Origin of the sequence: Synechococcus sp. 1G10, from assembly GCF_002252625.1 — a bacterium.
Taxonomy (GTDB): Bacteria; Cyanobacteriota; Cyanobacteriia; order PCC-6307; family Cyanobiaceae; genus Regnicoccus_A.
This window is the reverse complement of sequence record NZ_NQKW01000034.1, coordinates 1-17,837: the sequence shown is the minus strand read 5'-3', so window position 1 is coordinate 17,837 and position 17,837 is coordinate 1. Positions and strand designations below refer to the sequence as shown.

The window sequence follows — 17,837 nt, the reverse complement described above, 5'->3', positions numbered from 1 at the left end:
GCCTCCCAGGGAACCGTGGCCTCCATCTCATCCAAGAAGCGCTGACGACGCGTCCTCTTTTTGGCAAAGATCTGCTCGTAGTCCGTAAAGCCCAGCTGGAGAGGGGCCGCCATCCGTTCCAGTCTCAATCTTAGATCTGGACTGATTTTAGCGGGTTTTTCAGATGATCCTTAGATTCGAAAAACTGACAGATTAGTGGCCTGTACTGGTAGAGCAGTTTTGCCCGATCCTAAGAAATATTCCACAAGTGACAAAATCCTGGCACCCCAAACAATTAAACTCTCCCCTTTTCTATAAGATACAATGGGTGAGATGCTCCCTAAGAAATAAAGTTGATGCATACAAGGGTTTCAGCTGTCTCAAGACGAAAGCTACCGCGATTGGGGAAGAGCCAACACCAGAAGCTGCCAAGATCAGAAAGTTAGCAAGCAGATGAAAGTCATCAGGGAAATCGCCACTGACAATCCGATGACTATCAAAAAGTTTGGCGATGGCAGCAAAGAGGTCGTGGGTCGGACCTGGTTCAGTAACAATAGGCAAACTGCGAAACACTCGGCTGAGTTGCTCATAATAGCAACGAGGATTCGTCGGATAATCGCTCTTTGCCAAGTCCGCGACATCTCCGGCTCTTAGGCGAAGAACGACCACATCATGAGGCAGGCTTCACGAACAGAAAGAGGTCCTGCACCGGGAATCATCAATGAGGCAACTGAATGCCGGCCGACACCTCAATGCAATCGCTGCAGGCATCGCCCTGAAGTGTCGTTCAACCAGGATAGAAGTTCTCCTGGGTAAAACACCATGCCTCCATAGGCTATGTCCGGAGTTTCCAGAATAAGAATAGTCAGAATAACAGATGTAGCCCACCTTGACTATCATTGCATGTGACGGAATGTGGCCATGAGCTACAATTTTAGTCAGGGCTTCAAGTGTATCCCAGCCAAAGCGAGCACCTTGTTGCATGCTTGCTGGGAGAACAAAAATTAACCAGAAAAACAGCCTGCAAGTGCGATAGCAACAAGTAGTTGCTGAATGTTGCTCCCCAAGCGACCAATTAGATAGTCAACATAAATGACCGACGTCTGACGGCTTGCGCGAAGCTGGATGCGAAGGAAGATGCCTTTGAAAGAGCTTATAAAGACCAAGACAAGATATCGTGACAGCCAGAATGCAAGATACCTTAACTGCATGAAGCTCTTGAGGATGTGACTCGAGTTAAACCAATGATGCCAAACCATCGATTGCTGAAGGCACATATGTCATGAGCTTCTGCCGCCAATTGGAAGAAGTGTATGATGAAGAGAATGAAGCAGATCATCCCATTGTGGGTGCGCCAGACTGATCCAGGGAGGTAGCGGAGCGTGCCAGAATGGCTGATAAATTACAATATTGGGATTATAGAGTGCAGGAACATATGAAAATGAACTTTTTGACAGCACAAGCACGTCGGCCGTGATCATGTCGGTCCATGCATCATGCATAGACGCATCCAGCTTCAAGTGCACTCCAAGAGCCTCAAGACTTGAAAAGGGCTCGGCACTCTTGGATTGGGAATGAACTGTGATCTTGATAGAGCTACCAAGCGTTGATATTAGAGAGCGAATAATTGCTTCATAGACGTGGTTAGGAATAAAGCGGTCCGGATGAAGGTCTGGAGTGATGTCACCCCTGCGCATATGGATAACAACGTTGCGACCAGCGTAGGAAACTTTTCGAACTGGGCAGGCATTCCGCAGATGAGCCAGGAAGTCTGGGGAGAAGATTGATTCAACAGATAGGGAAGATGTCGTTGGCAAAAGGTTGAGGCCCATGAGCCTGTCAAGCTTCGACAACAGACCATCCCATGACGAACTCGCAGAAAGTTTCTCATGTGCAGTCAACTGTTCCCGGTAGTAAGCAGGTAGGAGACACCAGCTCCCTCGCCGCTGCGGAGGGACAATACCAAGAAGACAGCTCAGTGACTTGTGCTGAGCATAGTGAGCCTCACCGACTGCCCCGCCCCAGTCAAGACCGCGATGGAAGCAAAATGCATGCGCCATCAGGGCGTCGTGGATCTGTGATCCACTCTGATCAGGCCTTGCACAAGAGCGCAGAGGAGATCTTTTGTGGCAATCTCCTATGTAAAGGCGACAGAGAAGATAGAAAAGTCTGAAGCGGTACGGCATCAGCCCAGACAAACTTGCCCGAGAAGAGACGGGCGGCACGTCGAGAGGCTGATGACGGGTGGTTGCAGAAGGATCTGGGATCATTGAATAAGATTGGACCTGCTCGACAGAGATCCTCGGAAGCCGAAGGACATCAAGCCCATTGGCCTCGGCGAGCGAACTATGTCCCGATCCCTGCCGCTAGGATTGGATGAGAATTGAATTTGTGAATGAGAAGGTATTTCAAAAACTTGAGAGATGAAGTCCGGCGAGGAATGCTCAATCAGGTTCCAGTCACCTCACTAGCTGATGATGCTTGCACGAGAAAGGAGGAAATCAGGGGATACAATGAAAGCATCTTACTTACTGGCTTGAAAGACGGTCTTGTATCAGTGTCTCAGCTCCAACGCATGGGCGGACCGGCGACTGACTATGGTCTTAGGGTCTATGCAAATAATGGGAACTGCATTGAGATTGCCGGCACAGATTATCAAACCTCGGCCACCTCCTCAACAGCTGAAATTCACAGGATTCGGCAAAAGATGCACAATCAGCCAGTAAACGGAAGGATTGGCGTTTTCTTCGATCGATGGATTGGCAACTATTATCATTGGATGCTTTATTGTCTTCCCAAAATAGTGCTTCTACACAAGTTTATGGGTGTAGACAAGTTCTTTCTTCCCTCCGGCTTGTACGAACTGCCTCGATTTGCTTGGGAGTCAGTTGAACTACTGGGTTTCAGCAATAGTGCACTGTTACCGATCTCGTGTGGTTTCCATGGGGCTTCAGAGCTCTGTGTGGTGCATGGAGCCAGTCCTTCTCCCTTGGCGTGGAAGTTCACCCGAAGCCAGTTTAGGCACCTGATGGTGGGCTGCAATCCGTCAAAAACTAGGTCTCTATTTCTTAAACGCAAGGCAAATGTGCATGCTCAGCGACAATTAGTAAATGAAAATGAAGTAGAGCAAATGTGCATAAATAAGGGAATCCGGATCGTTGATCCAGGGCAGGCCTCAGTATTGGATCAGATCAGGCTTTTTAATGAAGCAAAGCTGGTGATTGCATTGCACGGGGCAGCACTCACCAACATCATGTGGATGGAACCTGGCGGCAAAGTGATCGAGATTGCGACAGATAATCAGCCCCACTATCTGTCGCTGGCCGAGCACTTTGACCATGAGTGGATCAGCCTAAAGGCGAAAAGGGTTGATGAAGGTGCAAATGACCACAATGGCCGATTCACTGTGGACACAAAGATGCTTGGAGAGCTGATTGATTCTCTCACATGAGATCATGGTGCTGTCGCCAAGACAGAGTTACAGCTTTTGGGCTTCGAATACCATCGTTTCAAGCTGATAGAAGCTGGAGGGTCTTTGACCTGCATGCTCAAGGTTTTGCAAGGCACCATCCTCACTTTTCCCTAGGCCGCATTTCTTGATCTCTGAGAAGCCTGCATTGCTCAGAGAGGCGCGAAGAGTTTCCTCATCATAGATAAACTGATGGTCAAAGTCGCGAAAGAAGTTATTCACGACGAACCCTGCGCATGGATAAGGAGCATATTGTATAAAATTTTCAGTAGACCACTCAATATATTCAGCTTCAAAAGTAGAGCTGCAGTTTCGATAGAGATCAATAAGGAACTGAAGGTCAGGTGTTGCAATTCTGATCCTTGAATTCTTCTTCATAACTCTATAGCATTCTCGCAGCATGTAAGCCCCTTCTTCATAGGGAATATGTTCAATCATGTGCTCGGAATAGACATGGTGGTATATGTTGTCATCAAAGGGAAATAGCTTGGCTGCGTCCAAATGCATGACACCAGGCCGTGATGGGTGAAAGTCTGAGTTCAGCCAGCCACTCATGAAGTTATTGCCGCAGCCTATGTGGAGCTTGGCAATTTCCGCCGTTGTCAAGTACTGGCTTGCAATCTGATTGTCAACTCCACGCATCTTTCGCAGAGTAGATCGGTGGCTATGGAGCAGCTCCTTGGCGAAGCTCAGAAGCTGAGCTTTTTTCAACAGTGCCTTGGCAGTGTGCCTCATTTTGACCTCTCCTAAGGTGTGATCTCTCTGTGGTTGATAGAAAGAGAAAAGTGGCAGGGTGAGACAATAGGTATCGATTGCTCATACAGTTTCTCAGCGATGGGTGCGATCCAGGCTGCTCGATCGAGAGGCAGAACCCATCTGGTTGGTGTCGTGATTGATCAACTGCGGACGTGCTGCAAGGAGCTGGAGAGCTTGTAGCAAGGCACGCACCTCCCCCACCAGCTTCACCGGAATCCACCAGGGATGGCGCAGGTGGAAGCGGGTGAGCACTTCCCGGACCGGCTTGCGCAGCAGGTACCAGATCCTGTCCCAGCCGCGGCCGCAGCGCATGGCGTAGTAGCAGTCCCCCACACCGTAGCGGGGGGAGGGGCTGGTGAGGTGGGAGCCGCGGGAGCGGGTGCCGCCGCTGGGGGCCGCCAGGTGGTGGATGGAGGCCTCGGGGGAGAAGCGGATGCGACCACCCGCGGCCACCAGGCGCTTGGCGAACTCCGTCTCGAAGCGCGAGGCCACCGGCGGTGGGAAACGCTCATCGAAGCCGCCCATGGCCAGGGCTCGCTCCCGCTTCAGGCTGAGGTTGCCGGCCATCACGTTCTCGATCCAGGCCAGCTCGGTGCCGTTGAAGGCGAAGTCGAGATCACGCCAGAGGGTACTGCCCCTCGGGCGGTGGGGATGCCATTCGGGTCGCTGCCCCGGCTGAAGCACCTGGCCCACCACGGCCCAGGCCTCGGGATGCTCGCGATGGGCCTGGAGATGGCCGTTCAGCAGGCCCGGCGCGGGAATGATGTCGTCGTCGAGGTAGAGCACCAACGTTCCGCGGGCCTCAAGCAGGCCACAGTTCATGGCGCCGGTGAGGTGGGGCGTGGGCAGCCGCAGCCAGCGCAGACGGCCGCTCTCCGCCAGTTCGCTCAGCCTGGCGTCGGTGGCCGGCTCATGCTTAGGCGTCTGATCGATCAGCAGCAGCTCACAGCGATCGGAGCCTTGCCCGTGGACCGCCTCCATCAGTGATAGCAGGGCATTCAGCGTGTCCAACAGCACCACCTCGCGGTTGTAGGTGGGGATCACGATGCTGAGGGCAGAAGCAGTCACAGCCGATCAGTGGGGCAGGGCACTGTCCAGGGTGTTCGCCCAGCGCTCGGCCACAGCGGGGGCGGCGTGGGCCTCAAGGATGCCGCAGGTGGCGTAGGCCCGCTCGAAGGCGGCGGCACGGCACACAAGCTGGCGGAGAGCCGCTTCGATTGCCGATGCTGAGGCCACGTCCGCCGCCAGTCCCACCGGGAAACGATCAAGCATGTCCTCGAGGCAGCTGCCTGGTGGAGCCAGCACGAGGATGGGCTTGCGGTGACCCAGGTACTCGAAAAATTTCGAGGGCAGGTTGTCGGGATGGCGCGGCCCAGCAACCACCAGCAGGGCCGAGGCGGAGGCGGCCTGCTGGTGCGACGCGGCGTAGGCGCAGGCGGGATGCACATGCAGCCGCGCGCGCAACACCGGGCTGTCCGACAGCTGGCGGCTGGCCTCGGGGTAGAGGTAGCCGAACAGATCGATCCGCACGGGCGGCAGATCGGGGTCCACCGCAAGGCCCTGCAGAGCTGCCAACAGGGGCTCCACTGGCCGCCAGGGGCCGAGGTTTCCGAGATGCACCAGACGGAAGGGCTGCGGGGAATCAGCCGAGGATGGAGCAGGCGACGGCGGGAAGGCGGGGGGCGGCACGGGGTGGCAATCGCTGATCCAGGTGCTGCGATCCGCCGCCACCAGGCCCGCCTCGATGTAGCGCCGGCGGGTGAACGGGGAAGCGAAGATCGCGAAGACCGCCGCCTGCAGCACGGCCTCCTGGCGCTGCGGATCAGCAGGCTTGAAACCCTCCAGGCTGCGGGAGCCGTGGGGATCGTCGTAGATGGCGATCAGGGGTGTGTCGGTGCGAGCAGCGCAGCGGGCGGCCTGCTCCAGCACGCCAAAGTCGGGACACACCCCCGCCACCGCCGCGAAGGACTGCCGGCGCAGCAGGGCCTCCGCCCGCTGGCCCATGGACCCCAGCAGCGCAGCCTGCGGATCGGCCTTGCGGAGCCTCTCCAGCAGGCGGCAGCCGGCCTGCAGCACGCCATAAATCCCCCGCAAGGGATTGCCTGCAGGAAGCCGATGGCGCCGAACCGACCAGCGCCGCGACCAGGCCACTGCTCGAACGTATTGACAGGTTTCCTCAGGCGCCTGGACCGGTTCGCGGAACACAGAATCGAGGGCGGGGTCTGGGCCGAGGACATGCAGCTCCCAGCCCAGGGCGCGCAGGTGAGGAATTAGCTTGGCGTAGCGAGTTGCCTGCACACCGGAGGCACCGGGAGGCTGAATGCTGAGCAGTAGCAGGCGACGAAGGGCTTGCATAAACAACGAATCAGAAAGGCACCAATATGGCTAGAAATTAATGAGGAGAATGCGGCTGAATTTAGGACAAGGAGGAAAGATGCTCAGCCAGTGAGTGGATGGTCTTGTTTGCCTCACCCACCTCCTTACGTGCCCAAGCCTGAAAACTACCGGACTCAATGGACTGGGCACCCTGGAGAACATGGCCGCCGACCCGCGGGATCCTGGATGTGCCATCAGACAGCAGGATCTCCTGGGAAACGTGATCCATGCATTTCTGGTACATATGGTCAAGCCCACGCCAGCGGAAGTGGAGCAGGCTCAACCGTGACACCAGCGGCGGCAGCTGATCGGAAGTGTGCACATAGCACTGGCCTGAACCCACCCAAGAGAGGTGCTGGGGGCTGGCGAAACACTTTCTCAGGTCAAAGTTGGCATGAGCATTTCGGAATGTTCGGATGTCCAGTGCCGGACGGGCAGGCCGTTCGAGTGTGCAGGATTGAAACTCCCTGGCAAACTTGAAGCCATCCCGGTGGGTCCGCTTCAGTCTCTTGAGCTCCGAGAGGATACACCGCTTGGATGGCTTGTCTTCAAAGATCACAAATTCATCAATATCCAGCGGGAAAACAAAATCAGCTTCATTAGCATAGACTTTGATAGCGTGGTTAATATTGCAGGTGCGCCTATCATCCCAGCCAAGATCAGACGGCCATACTCCCAGGGGCGCTTGAAGGATGACTACCTGCCCCGAATACCGATCAAGGACCTCCACTGTTGCAGGGCTTGGCCTGTCAGCTATAACAACAAGATTATGGAAGCCGAAAAGATAGCCATGCCACCGCAACCAGTCTTCAACAATATCGGAGTCATCCTTTACTTGGCAGAATACCTTGACAGCCACATCCTCAAGCGTCGGACCTCCCTCAGAGCGAGCAAACCAAGAGGCAAGGTACTGAATGGGGCATTCCAGCCTGGCCCGCCAAAGTGGATAGTCGTTCAGCCGCCAATATTGCAAGCGGCTGGTGAGTAACTTGGGGATGCCTAGAAGTTTCTTGAAGTACATAGGTTTTTTCCGCCTGTCTACTTCCTGTGCACGCCAATGGGCGGACCATCCACAAATTCCCCCGGAAAGCGCCTCTCTGCTGCGGCAATAAGGTGGAAGTCGGCCGAATAAGACCATTTCCACGGGCCGGAGAGATAGAGTGCCTGTCGGGTGAGCATGAAGTTCAGGGTGTCCACGTGACCCTCGCAGAATCCTTGCCCTGGAAACTGCTTCCTGCCACCATGAATAATCGGGCAGATCACATAGCCAGTGGCCGTGGAGCGAAAGCCAGAACACATCATCTCCACAGCATGGGGTTCCAGTAGATTGTCGTCGTCGAGAAACAGGAAATATTCGCCGCGGGCGGCGAGTATCCCCAAGTTGCGCTGGTGGTTTCCGTAGAGCCCTACATGGGGTGAAGGCCTATAAGAGAGCCGCGGATCGCCGAAAGATGCCACGATCTGCTCCACCACCGGATCGTGTCCATCGGCCACTACCAGCACTTCCCAGTTGCTGAGCGTCTGCCGGAACACCGATGCCAGCGCCTCCCGCAGCATCCGGTGGCGCTTATAGGTGGGAATCACCACCGACACCACGCCAGGCCGCGAACGACACCGTCCCACCTTCCACCACAGCAGCTGCACGGGAACGTTGTAGAGGCTGAAGCGAATGCGTGACCACGTGCCCGGATGGCCTTGGAGCAGACGGGTGAGCTTGGCGAGGACACTCATTTTCGGGGTTCCACTGAGAACCATCATCTCTGGAGACTCGTTGCTGAGAAACCCTGAACAAGCCGGCCCTGAGACCGCACCCCAAGGTGCTCCAGCTGCTCACCGCGGTCTTGGCACAGCCTCACAGGCAGGAAGGCCATGGAAGATTCAGAAGATCTCTTGCATTGGAACTATTGACGAAGGCGAAGGAATCGCGTCAGCTGGCGCACCAGGATTCTTGCCTTACCGACAACAACTCGAAAAAAGAAATCGGGGATACTAGGTTTTGCAAGTGAATCTGCTGCAACCATGTTGGTCGCATGGATGTCCTTCCAGCCGAAACCCTCAAATGCCAGTCTTCGCATGAAGTTCTCCGTCGTCATCCATTTTCCATCGATATCATCTCCATAAGGCCCTGCAGAATGATATGGGAAAGAGTAGGGTACCTGATCGCGCGTAGTTGACTGAAATATAAGTCGCCGCGCATACTGCTTGGCCACAGAACCACCATCAACTAATTTGAAAGCACTGTAGCCTCCACAAGAAACTAACAAGGCAAAGATCTCGGCTGAATGCGCTTCAGCTGAAATAAATGGCGGAGTTACTCCTTCATTAAACAATGAACGCAGTATCTTCGCGTCGCAGCCTTCGATGTCAATCTTGATATAATGGGGATCACCGTATTTCCGTACTAGGTCAATGATAGGCAGGGCAGGAAGAACGACTTCGTCAAAACAATCAGCATCACGAGGGCACGGTGGCGCCACTTGACTTAAGACGTGATTACTTTTGTGAATATAAAAATTTATGCCCCCAGAGACATTTGTATCTGTAACAACACAGTTCACAACCACAAGTCTATCATTGCGTATTTCACATGAGAACCGTGAGGTCATTTGCTCGCAAAGACCAGGATTTGCTTCAACAGCAACGACGAGATCAGCCTTAATAAGATAATAAGGAATATCGTCGCCATTATTGGCGCCAATATCATAAATAACTTTCATAGCCTACGAGTCAGCTCAGGATCCAACGGCGATGGTTAGCCGAAAAACTCAATCCCATGGTCTGCGTCTTGGAACGGCTCTAAATGTGGTTACATCGTGATTCAAGCGCGTCTACATAGTGCAATTGAGTCAATCGTAGATCATCTTGTTTGAGCCAGGGTGATTGGCTGCACTACCCTGGCCCAGCGAACAGCCAACACGCGGCCTCTCCCATTCTGAGGTTGGGCGAAAATCATCCTCTGCGGGCAACAAAGCCGATCGAGCCGGCACGATAGAGGGCATCGATCTGCAGCGCCTTTCGAGGCCATCGCGCTTTGCGCGGCGCCAGCTGGGGAACGTCCACCTGGAGGCGATGCAGGCCCGCCAGCGCCTTGCGGATCACCTTTGGATAGCGGCCCATCCGCGCCAGGGATTCCAGGGTATCGATCGCGGCCCAGAGGCGCAGCGTTTCCAGTTCGGGCTGGCTGCTGAACAGCGCCAGTAGCCCCCATGCCGTGTGGTGAAAGTAGGAGGCATGGAACGGCTCCCCCTGGGACACCGTTCCCAGATAAAGACCTCCGGGCCTGAGCACCCGCGTGATCTCCCTGAGCGCCACGAAAGGATCGCGGAGATGCTCCAGCACCGCATAGGACAGCACCGCGTCAAACGACTGGTCCTGGAACGGAAGGCAGTGGGCATCCACCAGAAGGTCCGCGGCCCGGGAATCCACGTCCACGCCGAGGTAGCGGAACCCGAGCGACTCGATGGGCAGTTGCTGATCCCGCGGCCCGCAGCCGAGATCGAGCACGGTGGCACCGGGCTGGAGCCGCTGCTTCATCTCGGAAAGAAAGGCACTGGAATCACGCAGCGCCGTTGGGCCTGCGTAGGTGAGCGGCGGCGGCTCCGTGGGTAGCGCCTCCAGCAGCTGGTCGGGGGCTGCCGGAGCCTGTCGGCGATGGGTGAGCGTCAGCTCCCGGGGGGTCTGGGGCTGAAGATCGCGGGGATCCTGCGATGCCCAGGAGCAGACGCTGCAGCGCCAGCCCCGGGGCTGGGCGATCAGCCCGGAGCTGCAATCGGGGCAGCGGAGGATCGCTTCGATCCAGGGATGAGGCATCGCGCCGGAAGCCGTCATCAGCTCTCGAGACTCCCCGCCGGGAGACTCTGCCCGATCCGGGCGTGCAGAGCCTCGCCGCACACCCTCCAGCTGAAGTGGCTGGCCTGCCTGGCGTGGGCGGCGGAGCCAAGCCGCCGCAGTTCGTCGGGATCCTCGGCCAGCTGGCGCAGGGCCTTGGCGAGCTCTGCCGGGCTGTCGGTAGCGATCACCACACCGGCCTCGCCATCAGCCAGCAGAAACGGCACCCCCCCCACGCGGGTGCCCACCACGGCGCGGCCGGCCGCCATCGCCTCCAGAGCCACCGTGGGCAGCGGATCGCTGCGGGAGGGGATCACCACCACATCGGCCCAGCGGTAGTGGCTGCCCAGCTCAAGCCGGGGCACCAGGGGGAGCACCTCCGGCCGGCCGGGGCCCTCGGGGATGGCATTGCACAACCGCTCGAACTCCGCCCGCCAGGCGGGGGCCACCAGCCCGATCAGGCGCAGCTCACCCGCCCAGCCTGCCCCCACCAGCTCCTGCCAGGCGATGAGCAACACATCAACCCCCTTCACCAGCTCGATGCGGCCCACGTAGAGCACCCGCAGGGCGCGGCCCTCGGGCGTGGGCGGGGGCAGGGCCTGGGAGAGACCGATGTCGGCCGGATCGATGCCGTTGGGGATCAGGGCCAGGTGCTCGGGCGCCGCTCCGCCGCGCTCGGCCCACTCCTGCATGGTGGGCGAGAGGGCCACCACCAGATCGGCCTGGCGGTAGGCCAGTGGGGTGGTGCGCCGGTAAAGCCAGGTGAGGCCGGGCTCGTAGGTGCCGGCCGGCCGCTCGAAGATGTCGCCATGGCACACCATCGCCAGGCGGGCGCCGCTCAGCCAGCGGAAGGGCACGCCGGTGAGGGCCGCCACCGGGTGGCTGTGGCAGAGCACCAAATCCACCGGGCTGCGCCGCTGCAGCCGCAGCAGCGCCAGCAGGGCCCCAAGATCGAAGCCCAGCTCGGCCGGAAGGTGGCAGAAGCGGCGCAGCCATCGGAAGCTCGGCGCGCGCACCTGAAGCCAGCGGTCCCAGCTGTCCTCGTCGTCGGGCGGCCGGGGGCGATCGCTCACCAGCGTCACCCGCGCCCACTGCGAGAGCAGCCGGGCCTGGCGCAGGGCCACCCCCGCCACGGTGCTAGCGCTCCCCATGCCGATGCACACCAGCACGAGGTGAGGCCGGGGGGCGGGGTCGGCCGGCACCTGCCTCTGCCTCTGCCGCAGCCCCAGGCTCTGGAGCAGCCGCACCCAGCTCAGGAGCCGCCAGGGGGCGCGGGTCACGGCCCGACGCAGATATGGGCGGCAGCGGGGGTCACCCCGGCGGCGCAGGGCCTCGCCGATGAAGTGCTCGCCGTCGCCGCGGCGACGCAGGGCGTCCAGCCAGGCCCAGGGCCGGCGGTCGGGACGGATGCGCTGCGCCCGGGCCAGCACCGCCGCTTCGTCGCCCCCGCGGCAACGGGCTATGTAGGCGTCGCGGCAACAGCGGGCCAGGCGCCGCTGCTCGCGCCAGTGCCGGGAGGAGAGGCCTGTTTCGGCCAGGCGCACACGGGTGAGGACCTCCGGCACGATCGCGTAGCTGCCAAGGGGGGCCAGGCGGTACCAGAGATCCCAGTCCTGGGCGAAGTAGAACTGCGGACGGTAGCCGCCGGCGCGCTCGTAGGCCTCGCGGCGGAACAGCACCGAGCCGTGGTGGGGCACATCGCCGGCCAGACCTTCCTCCGGCGGCAGGACATCGAGGCGCACCGGCTCCTCGCCCTCCGGCGCGCCGCGGGCAACCCACAGAGGCTCCCAGACCGGGCCGTGGATGCCCACGTGGGAGCTCACCAGCACGCAGTCCGGGTGGCGGCACAGCACCGCCAGCTGGCGCCGCAGCCGCTCGGGCTCCATGCGGTCGCCCACATCAATGCGGGCGATGGCCGGCCCGCGGGCGGCGGCGCAGCCGGCGATCAGGGCGCGGGTGAGGCCACCGTGGGGCAGCTCCAGCACCCGCAGGCGTGGGTCGTGGGCGGCAAGATCCAGCAGCCAGCGCCAGCGCTCAGCGGGCATGGGGCCATCGCACACCAGCACGCATTCGAAGACGACGGCCTCCTGGGCCAGCACGCTCGCGAGGGTGTCGAGCAGCCGATCGGCATCGCCGTGGGTGGAAAACACCACACTCACCTCGATGGTGCCCAAGGTCATGTTCGGATGCCGAGCTGCGCTGTGGATCCACCTGCCAGCCACGCATGGAACCTGTGGCAGGTGGTATCAACATCCATGGCGCCTCGAGAACCAGGCTGAAGATATTTCCAGAGGGGCTGCATACCCAGCTTCGTTGCGCCTTGCTCTACTCGTTCCAGCCTTGTCTCCTCCACAGATGCGTGGTCTGATCAAGTTGCATTCCAGAAGAAGGTTGTAGAGCATTTCGATTGTAAAGGTACTCCTGTGTAGATGCATCGAAAGTTCAAGCGGCCACAAAAAACCGCTTGACAAGAATCCGAAAGTCTGAACTTAAACGGGGCCCCACCATGTAGAGTAGGCGAGAATCCCAGTTCTAGACAGTCAGATAAGGCTTCAAAAACGCGCCGGACGCCATTTGGGCTTGGCAGCTCTGCGATGAGACAAAAGTGCAGTATATAGCCTTAATCACCAAGATGCAAAGATAGTCTACCCAGAAAACGATCTAATTCCAACTCCAGCTTGTCCAGAGAGAGGGCTGGCAGGTCTGATTGAGTCGCTGCACTCTCCTGATAGAGATAATATTGACCGCCAAGAACATGCACTAAGTGACGATAGCAGGGCTGGAGCTGGCCAGTGGGGGAGATCTCAAACAGCCAGGTCGCCTCTGAAAAGATTAGGTTGGCAAACCCTGCACCATGCAACCCAGCAACCACGCGGGCACCAACGAAGAGAGAAATCTGGTCGTCGAGGGGGAGCTCCTCAAGCCGAACAATTCGAAATCCTCGCCTCGAGAACACCTCAGCCAGAGCCTGAGGGTTTTGTATCGGGCGCCTGGATTCACTGCGATCAACGAATATCATGCGCTCAACAGGAGACAGGCCGAAAGCAGGTGAGGAGCAAATCCTCTGCTTAAGCCATTTTATGAGAGCAGGAGAGGGGACTTCAGGATAGAGAAACCCCTTATGCCATGAAGTCAGGTAGTAGCGGCGAACAACAGTATGGGTCCAGGAGTGCTCTTGATAAGTGCCCACCGGATACCCCATCAACTCCAGGCTGCGAATTTGCCAGGATGCCAATCCTGGAGGCACAAAAAGGGCTGGTCGTTCACCGCCACTTGCCAGGATCGCTTCGTAGCCAGCCAAGGTAGGCAAGCAGTCAGTGAGCCAGTGAAAAAAGTTGAAGGCATAAGGTCCTCCCAACGAAAATGCAGAAGGAACCCTCCGGGGCCAATTAGCAAAGCAGGTGACGACTGCCGACCATACGTCGACAGACTGAAGCTGGCAGTCGATTGCATTATCAGTGCCGCCAATATGTTCAGAAATCAATCTGAAGCGACGATCGAGTAGAGTGCACCGGTGCCCTACAAGGTGAACATCAGAGAGTGACAGGACATCAATCTGTGGCCAGGTCAATTGACCAGCCTGGCAACCGCAGCCAGCCAACTGGGGATCTACACATGACAACGTAGCCGGCACAACAAGACATTCGGTTCTTACTCTCCTTAAAGCGGGCAAAGAGCCGCGCTCAAGAAACAGAAGAGATTTCAGAGCTCTTGTGACTCGGAGCTTCAATGTAATCCATACCCGTGCTCCAAAAGATGTGAGGAAGAATCGCAGGTTCACGAGCCTAGGTTGATCGAGAGGCACGGCATGGTTTCACTCCTGAATTAAATAACACTTGCACCAACAGCGCGTCTCCTCAGGACAAGGTGGAAGAGGGCCGTGCAGAACGTTCATTATCAGCATGGGGTGCTATCGTAGACTGTGATTCCATGAAGCAAGTTGAGCCGAGAAGAGATGGTTATCAGACCTGTGATCCAGCTTTGCGCACCACTACCTGACAGCACGTCAATTGGCCTGATGCAAGATCTGACAAAGATTCGCCAGCCCGAACCCTAGCTTTTGGAGTGAGACAAGCAGTCAGCCATGATCAGTTCTGCCTTGCATGGCGGCGGGATTCATTAGGCCTCCCACTGCCCAAAATACCGCGTAGAAGCGCGGCAATGCGAACAGAGAAACCAGGGCCCATGATTCGCCTGAGCCCTGCGTAGAAGTGCAAGGCCAGCCCGTTCTCCGTTGCAGTGAACCGCGCCAGACGCAGGAGTTGACCGGCAGTCTTGGTTTCGCCAAGGCCGTCGAGATCGCGGGCGCGCATGAACACCCAGCGGGAAAACCGCTGCATTTCCGGGCACTCCGGACTCACCCCCGCCAGCACGGCACAGGCATAGAGGCGGGGCAGGAACAGGGCTTCGTGGCGCAGGTAGGCGGCAGGGGAGCCTTCCGACACGCGATCGGGCGAGGAGTAGTGGCGCTGCATCGACACGGTGCTGCCGCAGTGGATCAGCCGGGGACGCAGGGCACCCATGCGCGCCTCCAAGTCCCAGTCCTCCGGGCGGTACTCCAGCCACGGGCCGGCAGCGTCCGAGATCCAGCGGCGGAAGAGAGGGGTATGGGTGTGCCACCAGCGCTCCACCAGCAGGGCGGGAAACAGGGCGTCAAGCCGTTCGCCGGTTCGCCGGCTGGCCGTGGCGAATACGGTTCCATCTCCGTGGCAAGCCATGGAGATGCCGTAGGCGATGGCGCACTCCGGATGGGCCTCCAGTGCGGCCACCTGGTCGACAAATTTGTTAGGCAGCAGCCAGTCGTCGCTGTCGAGATATTGGATGTAGGCCCCCGTTGCCGCCTGGCGGCCCCGCTCCCGTGCCGCCGCGGCGCCGAGATTGCGCTGATTCAGCACCCGGATCTCGCCGGGGTGGGCGGCCTGCATCTCTGCCAGCACTTTGGGTGTGTCATCGGTGGAGCCGTCATTGACCACAAGGATCTCGATCGGTCGGTAGGTCTGCGCCAGCACGCTCTCGACCGCCTGGCGCACCATCCCCGGGCGGTTGAACACCGGGATGATCGTGGAGACGAGGGCGTGTTCAGCCATGACGCACCCAAACCAGGATGCACGGCCGTAGACCGGGGCTCATCCTTCGCCGAACGCACCTATCCATCGGCGAGGGCATACCCGCTGGGACGGTGCGCGTGAGCATGTAACTCAGGATCGTCCCAAGCATCTCCTTGATGTGGTGCGTATTCAGACAAAATCACAGTGAGATCAATTTGGCCAGCGCAGCTGGAACGGGCATTAAGTGGAGCATCAAACTGTATATCGCTGTTCTAGACGATCACAGCTGATCATCATCTGTGTCAGCAGGCACTGGGGCAACAGTCAAAATGATTTGCAATATCGCTGCAGGAAGGAGTCAAGCGCAGCTTCAATTCAGGAGAGCATCAATTGAGGCAAGGCTCTGTTAGCCAGTGAGCCCTCCAAGTAGAAGGTGTAGTGACAACCAAGAGCATAACCCAACTCATTGAAATATGGGAGCATCGATCCTGTTGGATAAATCCCGAAAAGCCAAGGCGCCTCACTAAATACAAGGTTGGCGACCCCCCCCCTATCAGGAAACGTACCAGTACCCCTGAGCACGCCCTCGCGTCCGAAACACCCATGGCCAAGTCCAAAGGCCGTTGCCAAACTGGTCATGGGGAAGACAGGCCATGACCGATGACAACTTTGGAGACTTGTTCCCGAAAGGAAACGTGGTCTGGGTTCTCACAGCGCTCCCTGCCCTGGCGACGACACTTCTGGAGAAATCCCGAGTGCTGATCCCGATTAGGAAACTGTTCATTCTTTAGCGCAGAATCTGCCTGGCTTCCCTCCTCAGACCCATTGCAGTGGATGCATGCCAGGAACTTCTTCCCCCTCTCGCCGCCGCCGTGCGCGCCTAAGAGTGGTTAATCCACGTTCAGCAGGAATCGACATCGGCAGTCGGTTTCATATTGTAGCGGTACCTGCAGAGCTTGACGATGACCCAGTGCGGAAGTTCACAAGCTTCACTAATGATTTGAAATCTATGGCTGAGTGGTTGCTCGCCATCGACATCAAGACGGTAGCCATGGAATCGACTGGGATCTACTGGGATCCACTCTACGAAATGCTAGTGGAATATGGCATTGAAGTTTATCTGGTCAATGCTCGGCACGCCAAGAATGTTCCTGGACGGAAGACTGATATCAGTGATGCTCAATGGTTGCAGCAACTTCACAGCTATGGTCTTGTTCGCGCAAGCTTTCAACCCGATCCCTGTATCGCCAAGCTCAGGGCCTACTTCCGGCAAAGGGATGTTTTGGTACGTTATCGCTCCTCGCATCAGCAACACATGCAGAAAGCTCTCATGCAAATGAATCTACAGCTGCATCATGTTGTGAAAGACATCACTGGCCTGACTGCTCTCAGGATCATTGATGCCATCCTTTCAGGAGAACGAGATGCAGAGAAGTTGGCTGCACTGCGTGATCGCCGCTGCAAGGAGTCAGAGGCAACGATAGCTGACGCTCTCAATGGCAACTACCAAGAAGAACACCTCTTTGAGCTTAAGGTTGCAGTCGAGATGTTTGATGCTTATTCAGTAAAGATTCAAGAATGTGAATTAGCTGGTCAAGTCGTTCTGAATGACCTGGCCGAGGATGACTATGTTGAGCCTGAGAAGCAGGCAAGCGACTGGCGAATCAGGGGCAATGGTTTCTCGTTTAATCCTCAGGCCCTGATTACAGCGTTAGCAGGCCAAGACCTATTAAGCCTGCATGGTTTAGGGCCTGCAACGGTGATCACCTTGATTCAGTGAGTGTGGACTTGACATGACCCGCTGGCCAAGCGCCAAGCATTTTGTCTCCTGGCTTGGCCTGAGCCCGCAAAATAAGATTTCTGGTGGCCGGGTACTTTCCTCACGGACTCGACAGGGAGCAACTAGGGCCGGCAGCGCTTTTTGGATGGCAGCAGTGCCAATCAGCAGAACCAGCACTGCCTTGGGTGCATTCCAGCGGCGGCTATCTGCTCGGGTTGGGAAAGGCAAAGCATTGATAGCTACAGCGCGCAAGATTGCCATTCTTTACTACAATATGCTGCGCTATGGCATGGTATTTCAAGAGCCGGGAGCTTTGGCTTACCAGCAGGCATCACAAGAGCGACACGTGCGTGGGCTGGAGCGGCGTGTAAAAGCGCTTGGTTACCAGCTGGTCGCAACCGGATGATTGGCCGAGATCCCCTGATGGCCATGGGTGTTTCTTAGAAAGTTGACACCCCTCTCACGCGTACATCCGGGGGCTTGAGGGCATGATCAATGCGTGGATGTATGCGTTCAGGGGGCAGGACAGCTCGCAGCGAACATCGCTACGGCTGAACCCTTGACGTCGGCGTGATTCCCGATTGCATCTCAGGCAGAGACT

The 17,837-nt window shown here is 57.6% G+C and carries 15 protein-coding genes; 3 read left to right on the top strand and 12 right to left on the bottom strand.

All coding sequences use genetic code 11. The annotated features are described in order from the left end of the window. Nucleotides 1-291: 291 nt before the first annotated feature. Entirely contained in the window at nt 292-648 is a 357-nt protein-coding gene (locus CJZ82_RS19200) for a hypothetical protein (RefSeq protein WP_233130339.1), read from the bottom strand. Between the two features lie 611 nt (nt 649-1,259). Continuing rightward, nucleotides 1,260-1,811: a hypothetical protein gene (locus CJZ82_RS18130; protein WP_143593741.1), complete on the bottom strand. Its 552-nt coding sequence runs from the start codon at nt 1,809-1,811 to the stop codon at nt 1,260-1,262. Between the two features lie 608 nt (nt 1,812-2,419). Between CJZ82_RS18130 and CJZ82_RS16585 the strand changes: the two genes are divergently transcribed. Beyond that, a complete protein-coding gene (locus tag CJZ82_RS16585; protein WP_158218623.1) occupies nt 2,420-3,430 on the top strand; it encodes a DUF563 domain-containing protein in 1,011 nt (336 codons plus the stop codon). Nucleotides 3,431-3,457: 27 nt separating this feature from the next. On the opposite strand, the gene CJZ82_RS16580 is transcribed toward CJZ82_RS16585, so the two are convergent. The 10 genes from CJZ82_RS16580 to CJZ82_RS16535 all read right to left on the bottom strand — a co-directional run bounded on the left by CJZ82_RS16580 (nt 3,458) and on the right by CJZ82_RS16535 (nt 15,495). After that, nucleotides 3,458-4,183 (bottom strand): methyltransferase domain-containing protein, encoded by a 726-nt coding sequence (locus CJZ82_RS16580; protein WP_094556858.1) that lies wholly within the window; start codon nt 4,181-4,183, stop codon nt 3,458-3,460. Nucleotides 4,184-4,276: 93 nt separating this feature from the next. Continuing rightward, nucleotides 4,277-5,272: a glycosyltransferase family 2 protein gene (locus CJZ82_RS16575; RefSeq protein ID WP_094556857.1), complete on the bottom strand. Its 996-nt coding sequence runs from the start codon at nt 5,270-5,272 to the stop codon at nt 4,277-4,279. A 6-nt stretch (nt 5,273-5,278) separates the two neighbouring features. Continuing rightward, the gene (locus CJZ82_RS16570) at nt 5,279-6,559 is read right to left on the bottom strand and encodes a hypothetical protein (RefSeq protein WP_094556856.1); all 1,281 of its coding nucleotides are present in this window, start codon (nt 6,557-6,559) and stop codon (nt 5,279-5,281) included. 61 nt (nt 6,560-6,620) lie between these two features. Next, complete coding sequence (locus tag CJZ82_RS16565) at nt 6,621-7,601, bottom strand: glycosyltransferase family 2 protein (RefSeq protein WP_158218622.1); 981 nt, start codon at nt 7,599-7,601, stop codon at nt 6,621-6,623. Between the two features lie 17 nt (nt 7,602-7,618). Further along, on the bottom strand, nt 7,619-8,311 hold the full coding sequence (locus tag CJZ82_RS16560; protein WP_158218621.1) for a glycosyltransferase family A protein: 693 nt from the start codon (nt 8,309-8,311) through the stop codon (nt 7,619-7,621). 170 nt (nt 8,312-8,481) lie between these two features. Further along, complete coding sequence (locus CJZ82_RS16555) at nt 8,482-9,297, bottom strand: FkbM family methyltransferase (protein WP_094556853.1); 816 nt, start codon at nt 9,295-9,297, stop codon at nt 8,482-8,484. Nucleotides 9,298-9,529: 232 nt separating this feature from the next. Then, a complete protein-coding gene (locus CJZ82_RS16550) occupies nt 9,530-10,408 on the bottom strand; it encodes a class I SAM-dependent methyltransferase (RefSeq protein WP_094556852.1) in 879 nt (292 codons plus the stop codon). Continuing rightward, a complete protein-coding gene (locus CJZ82_RS16545; protein ID WP_094556851.1) occupies nt 10,408-12,588 on the bottom strand; it encodes a glycosyltransferase in 2,181 nt (726 codons plus the stop codon). The genes CJZ82_RS16550 and CJZ82_RS16545 overlap by 1 nt, the downstream gene beginning before the upstream one ends. 440 nt (nt 12,589-13,028) lie before the next feature. Further along, complete coding sequence (locus CJZ82_RS18530) at nt 13,029-14,042, bottom strand: DUF563 domain-containing protein (RefSeq protein ID WP_255381074.1); 1,014 nt, start codon at nt 14,040-14,042, stop codon at nt 13,029-13,031. Between the two features lie 454 nt (nt 14,043-14,496). Beyond that, nucleotides 14,497-15,495: a glycosyltransferase family 2 protein gene (locus CJZ82_RS16535; RefSeq protein WP_094556849.1), complete on the bottom strand. Its 999-nt coding sequence runs from the start codon at nt 15,493-15,495 to the stop codon at nt 14,497-14,499. Nucleotides 15,496-16,342: 847 nt separating this feature from the next. Here CJZ82_RS16535 and CJZ82_RS18760 point away from each other — a divergent pair. Further along, complete coding sequence (locus CJZ82_RS18760; RefSeq protein ID WP_198949824.1) at nt 16,343-17,236, top strand: IS110 family transposase; 894 nt, start codon at nt 16,343-16,345, stop codon at nt 17,234-17,236. A 13-nt stretch (nt 17,237-17,249) separates the two neighbouring features. Then, nucleotides 17,250-17,642: a transposase gene (locus CJZ82_RS18755; protein WP_198949823.1), complete on the top strand. Its 393-nt coding sequence runs from the start codon at nt 17,250-17,252 to the stop codon at nt 17,640-17,642. Nucleotides 17,643-17,837: the final 195 nt, after the last annotated feature.

What these genes read in the sequence shown, in the direction of transcription:
- CJZ82_RS16565 (WP_158218622.1), bottom strand. Translation starts at nt 7,601, where the DNA reads ATGTACTTCAAGAAACTTCTAGGCATCCCCAAGTTACTCACCAGCCGC.
- CJZ82_RS16585 (WP_158218623.1), top strand. Translation starts at nt 2,420, where the DNA reads ATGCTCAATCAGGTTCCAGTCACCTCACTAGCTGATGATGCTTGCACG.
- CJZ82_RS16555 (WP_094556853.1), bottom strand. Translation starts at nt 9,297, where the DNA reads ATGAAAGTTATTTATGATATTGGCGCCAATAATGGCGACGATATTCCT.
- CJZ82_RS18755 (WP_198949823.1), top strand. Translation starts at nt 17,250, where the DNA reads ATGACCCGCTGGCCAAGCGCCAAGCATTTTGTCTCCTGGCTTGGCCTG.
- CJZ82_RS16580 (WP_094556858.1), bottom strand. Translation starts at nt 4,183, where the DNA reads ATGAGGCACACTGCCAAGGCACTGTTGAAAAAAGCTCAGCTTCTGAGC.
- CJZ82_RS16570 (WP_094556856.1), bottom strand. Translation starts at nt 6,559, where the DNA reads ATGCAAGCCCTTCGTCGCCTGCTACTGCTCAGCATTCAGCCTCCCGGT.
- CJZ82_RS16545 (WP_094556851.1), bottom strand. Translation starts at nt 12,588, where the DNA reads ATGACCTTGGGCACCATCGAGGTGAGTGTGGTGTTTTCCACCCACGGC.
- CJZ82_RS16560 (WP_158218621.1), bottom strand. Translation starts at nt 8,311, where the DNA reads ATGAGTGTCCTCGCCAAGCTCACCCGTCTGCTCCAAGGCCATCCGGGC.
- CJZ82_RS16535 (WP_094556849.1), bottom strand. Translation starts at nt 15,495, where the DNA reads ATGGCTGAACACGCCCTCGTCTCCACGATCATCCCGGTGTTCAACCGC.
- CJZ82_RS16550 (WP_094556852.1), bottom strand. Translation starts at nt 10,408, where the DNA reads ATGACGGCTTCCGGCGCGATGCCTCATCCCTGGATCGAAGCGATCCTC.
- CJZ82_RS18130 (WP_143593741.1), bottom strand. Translation starts at nt 1,811, where the DNA reads ATGGGCCTCAACCTTTTGCCAACGACATCTTCCCTATCTGTTGAATCA.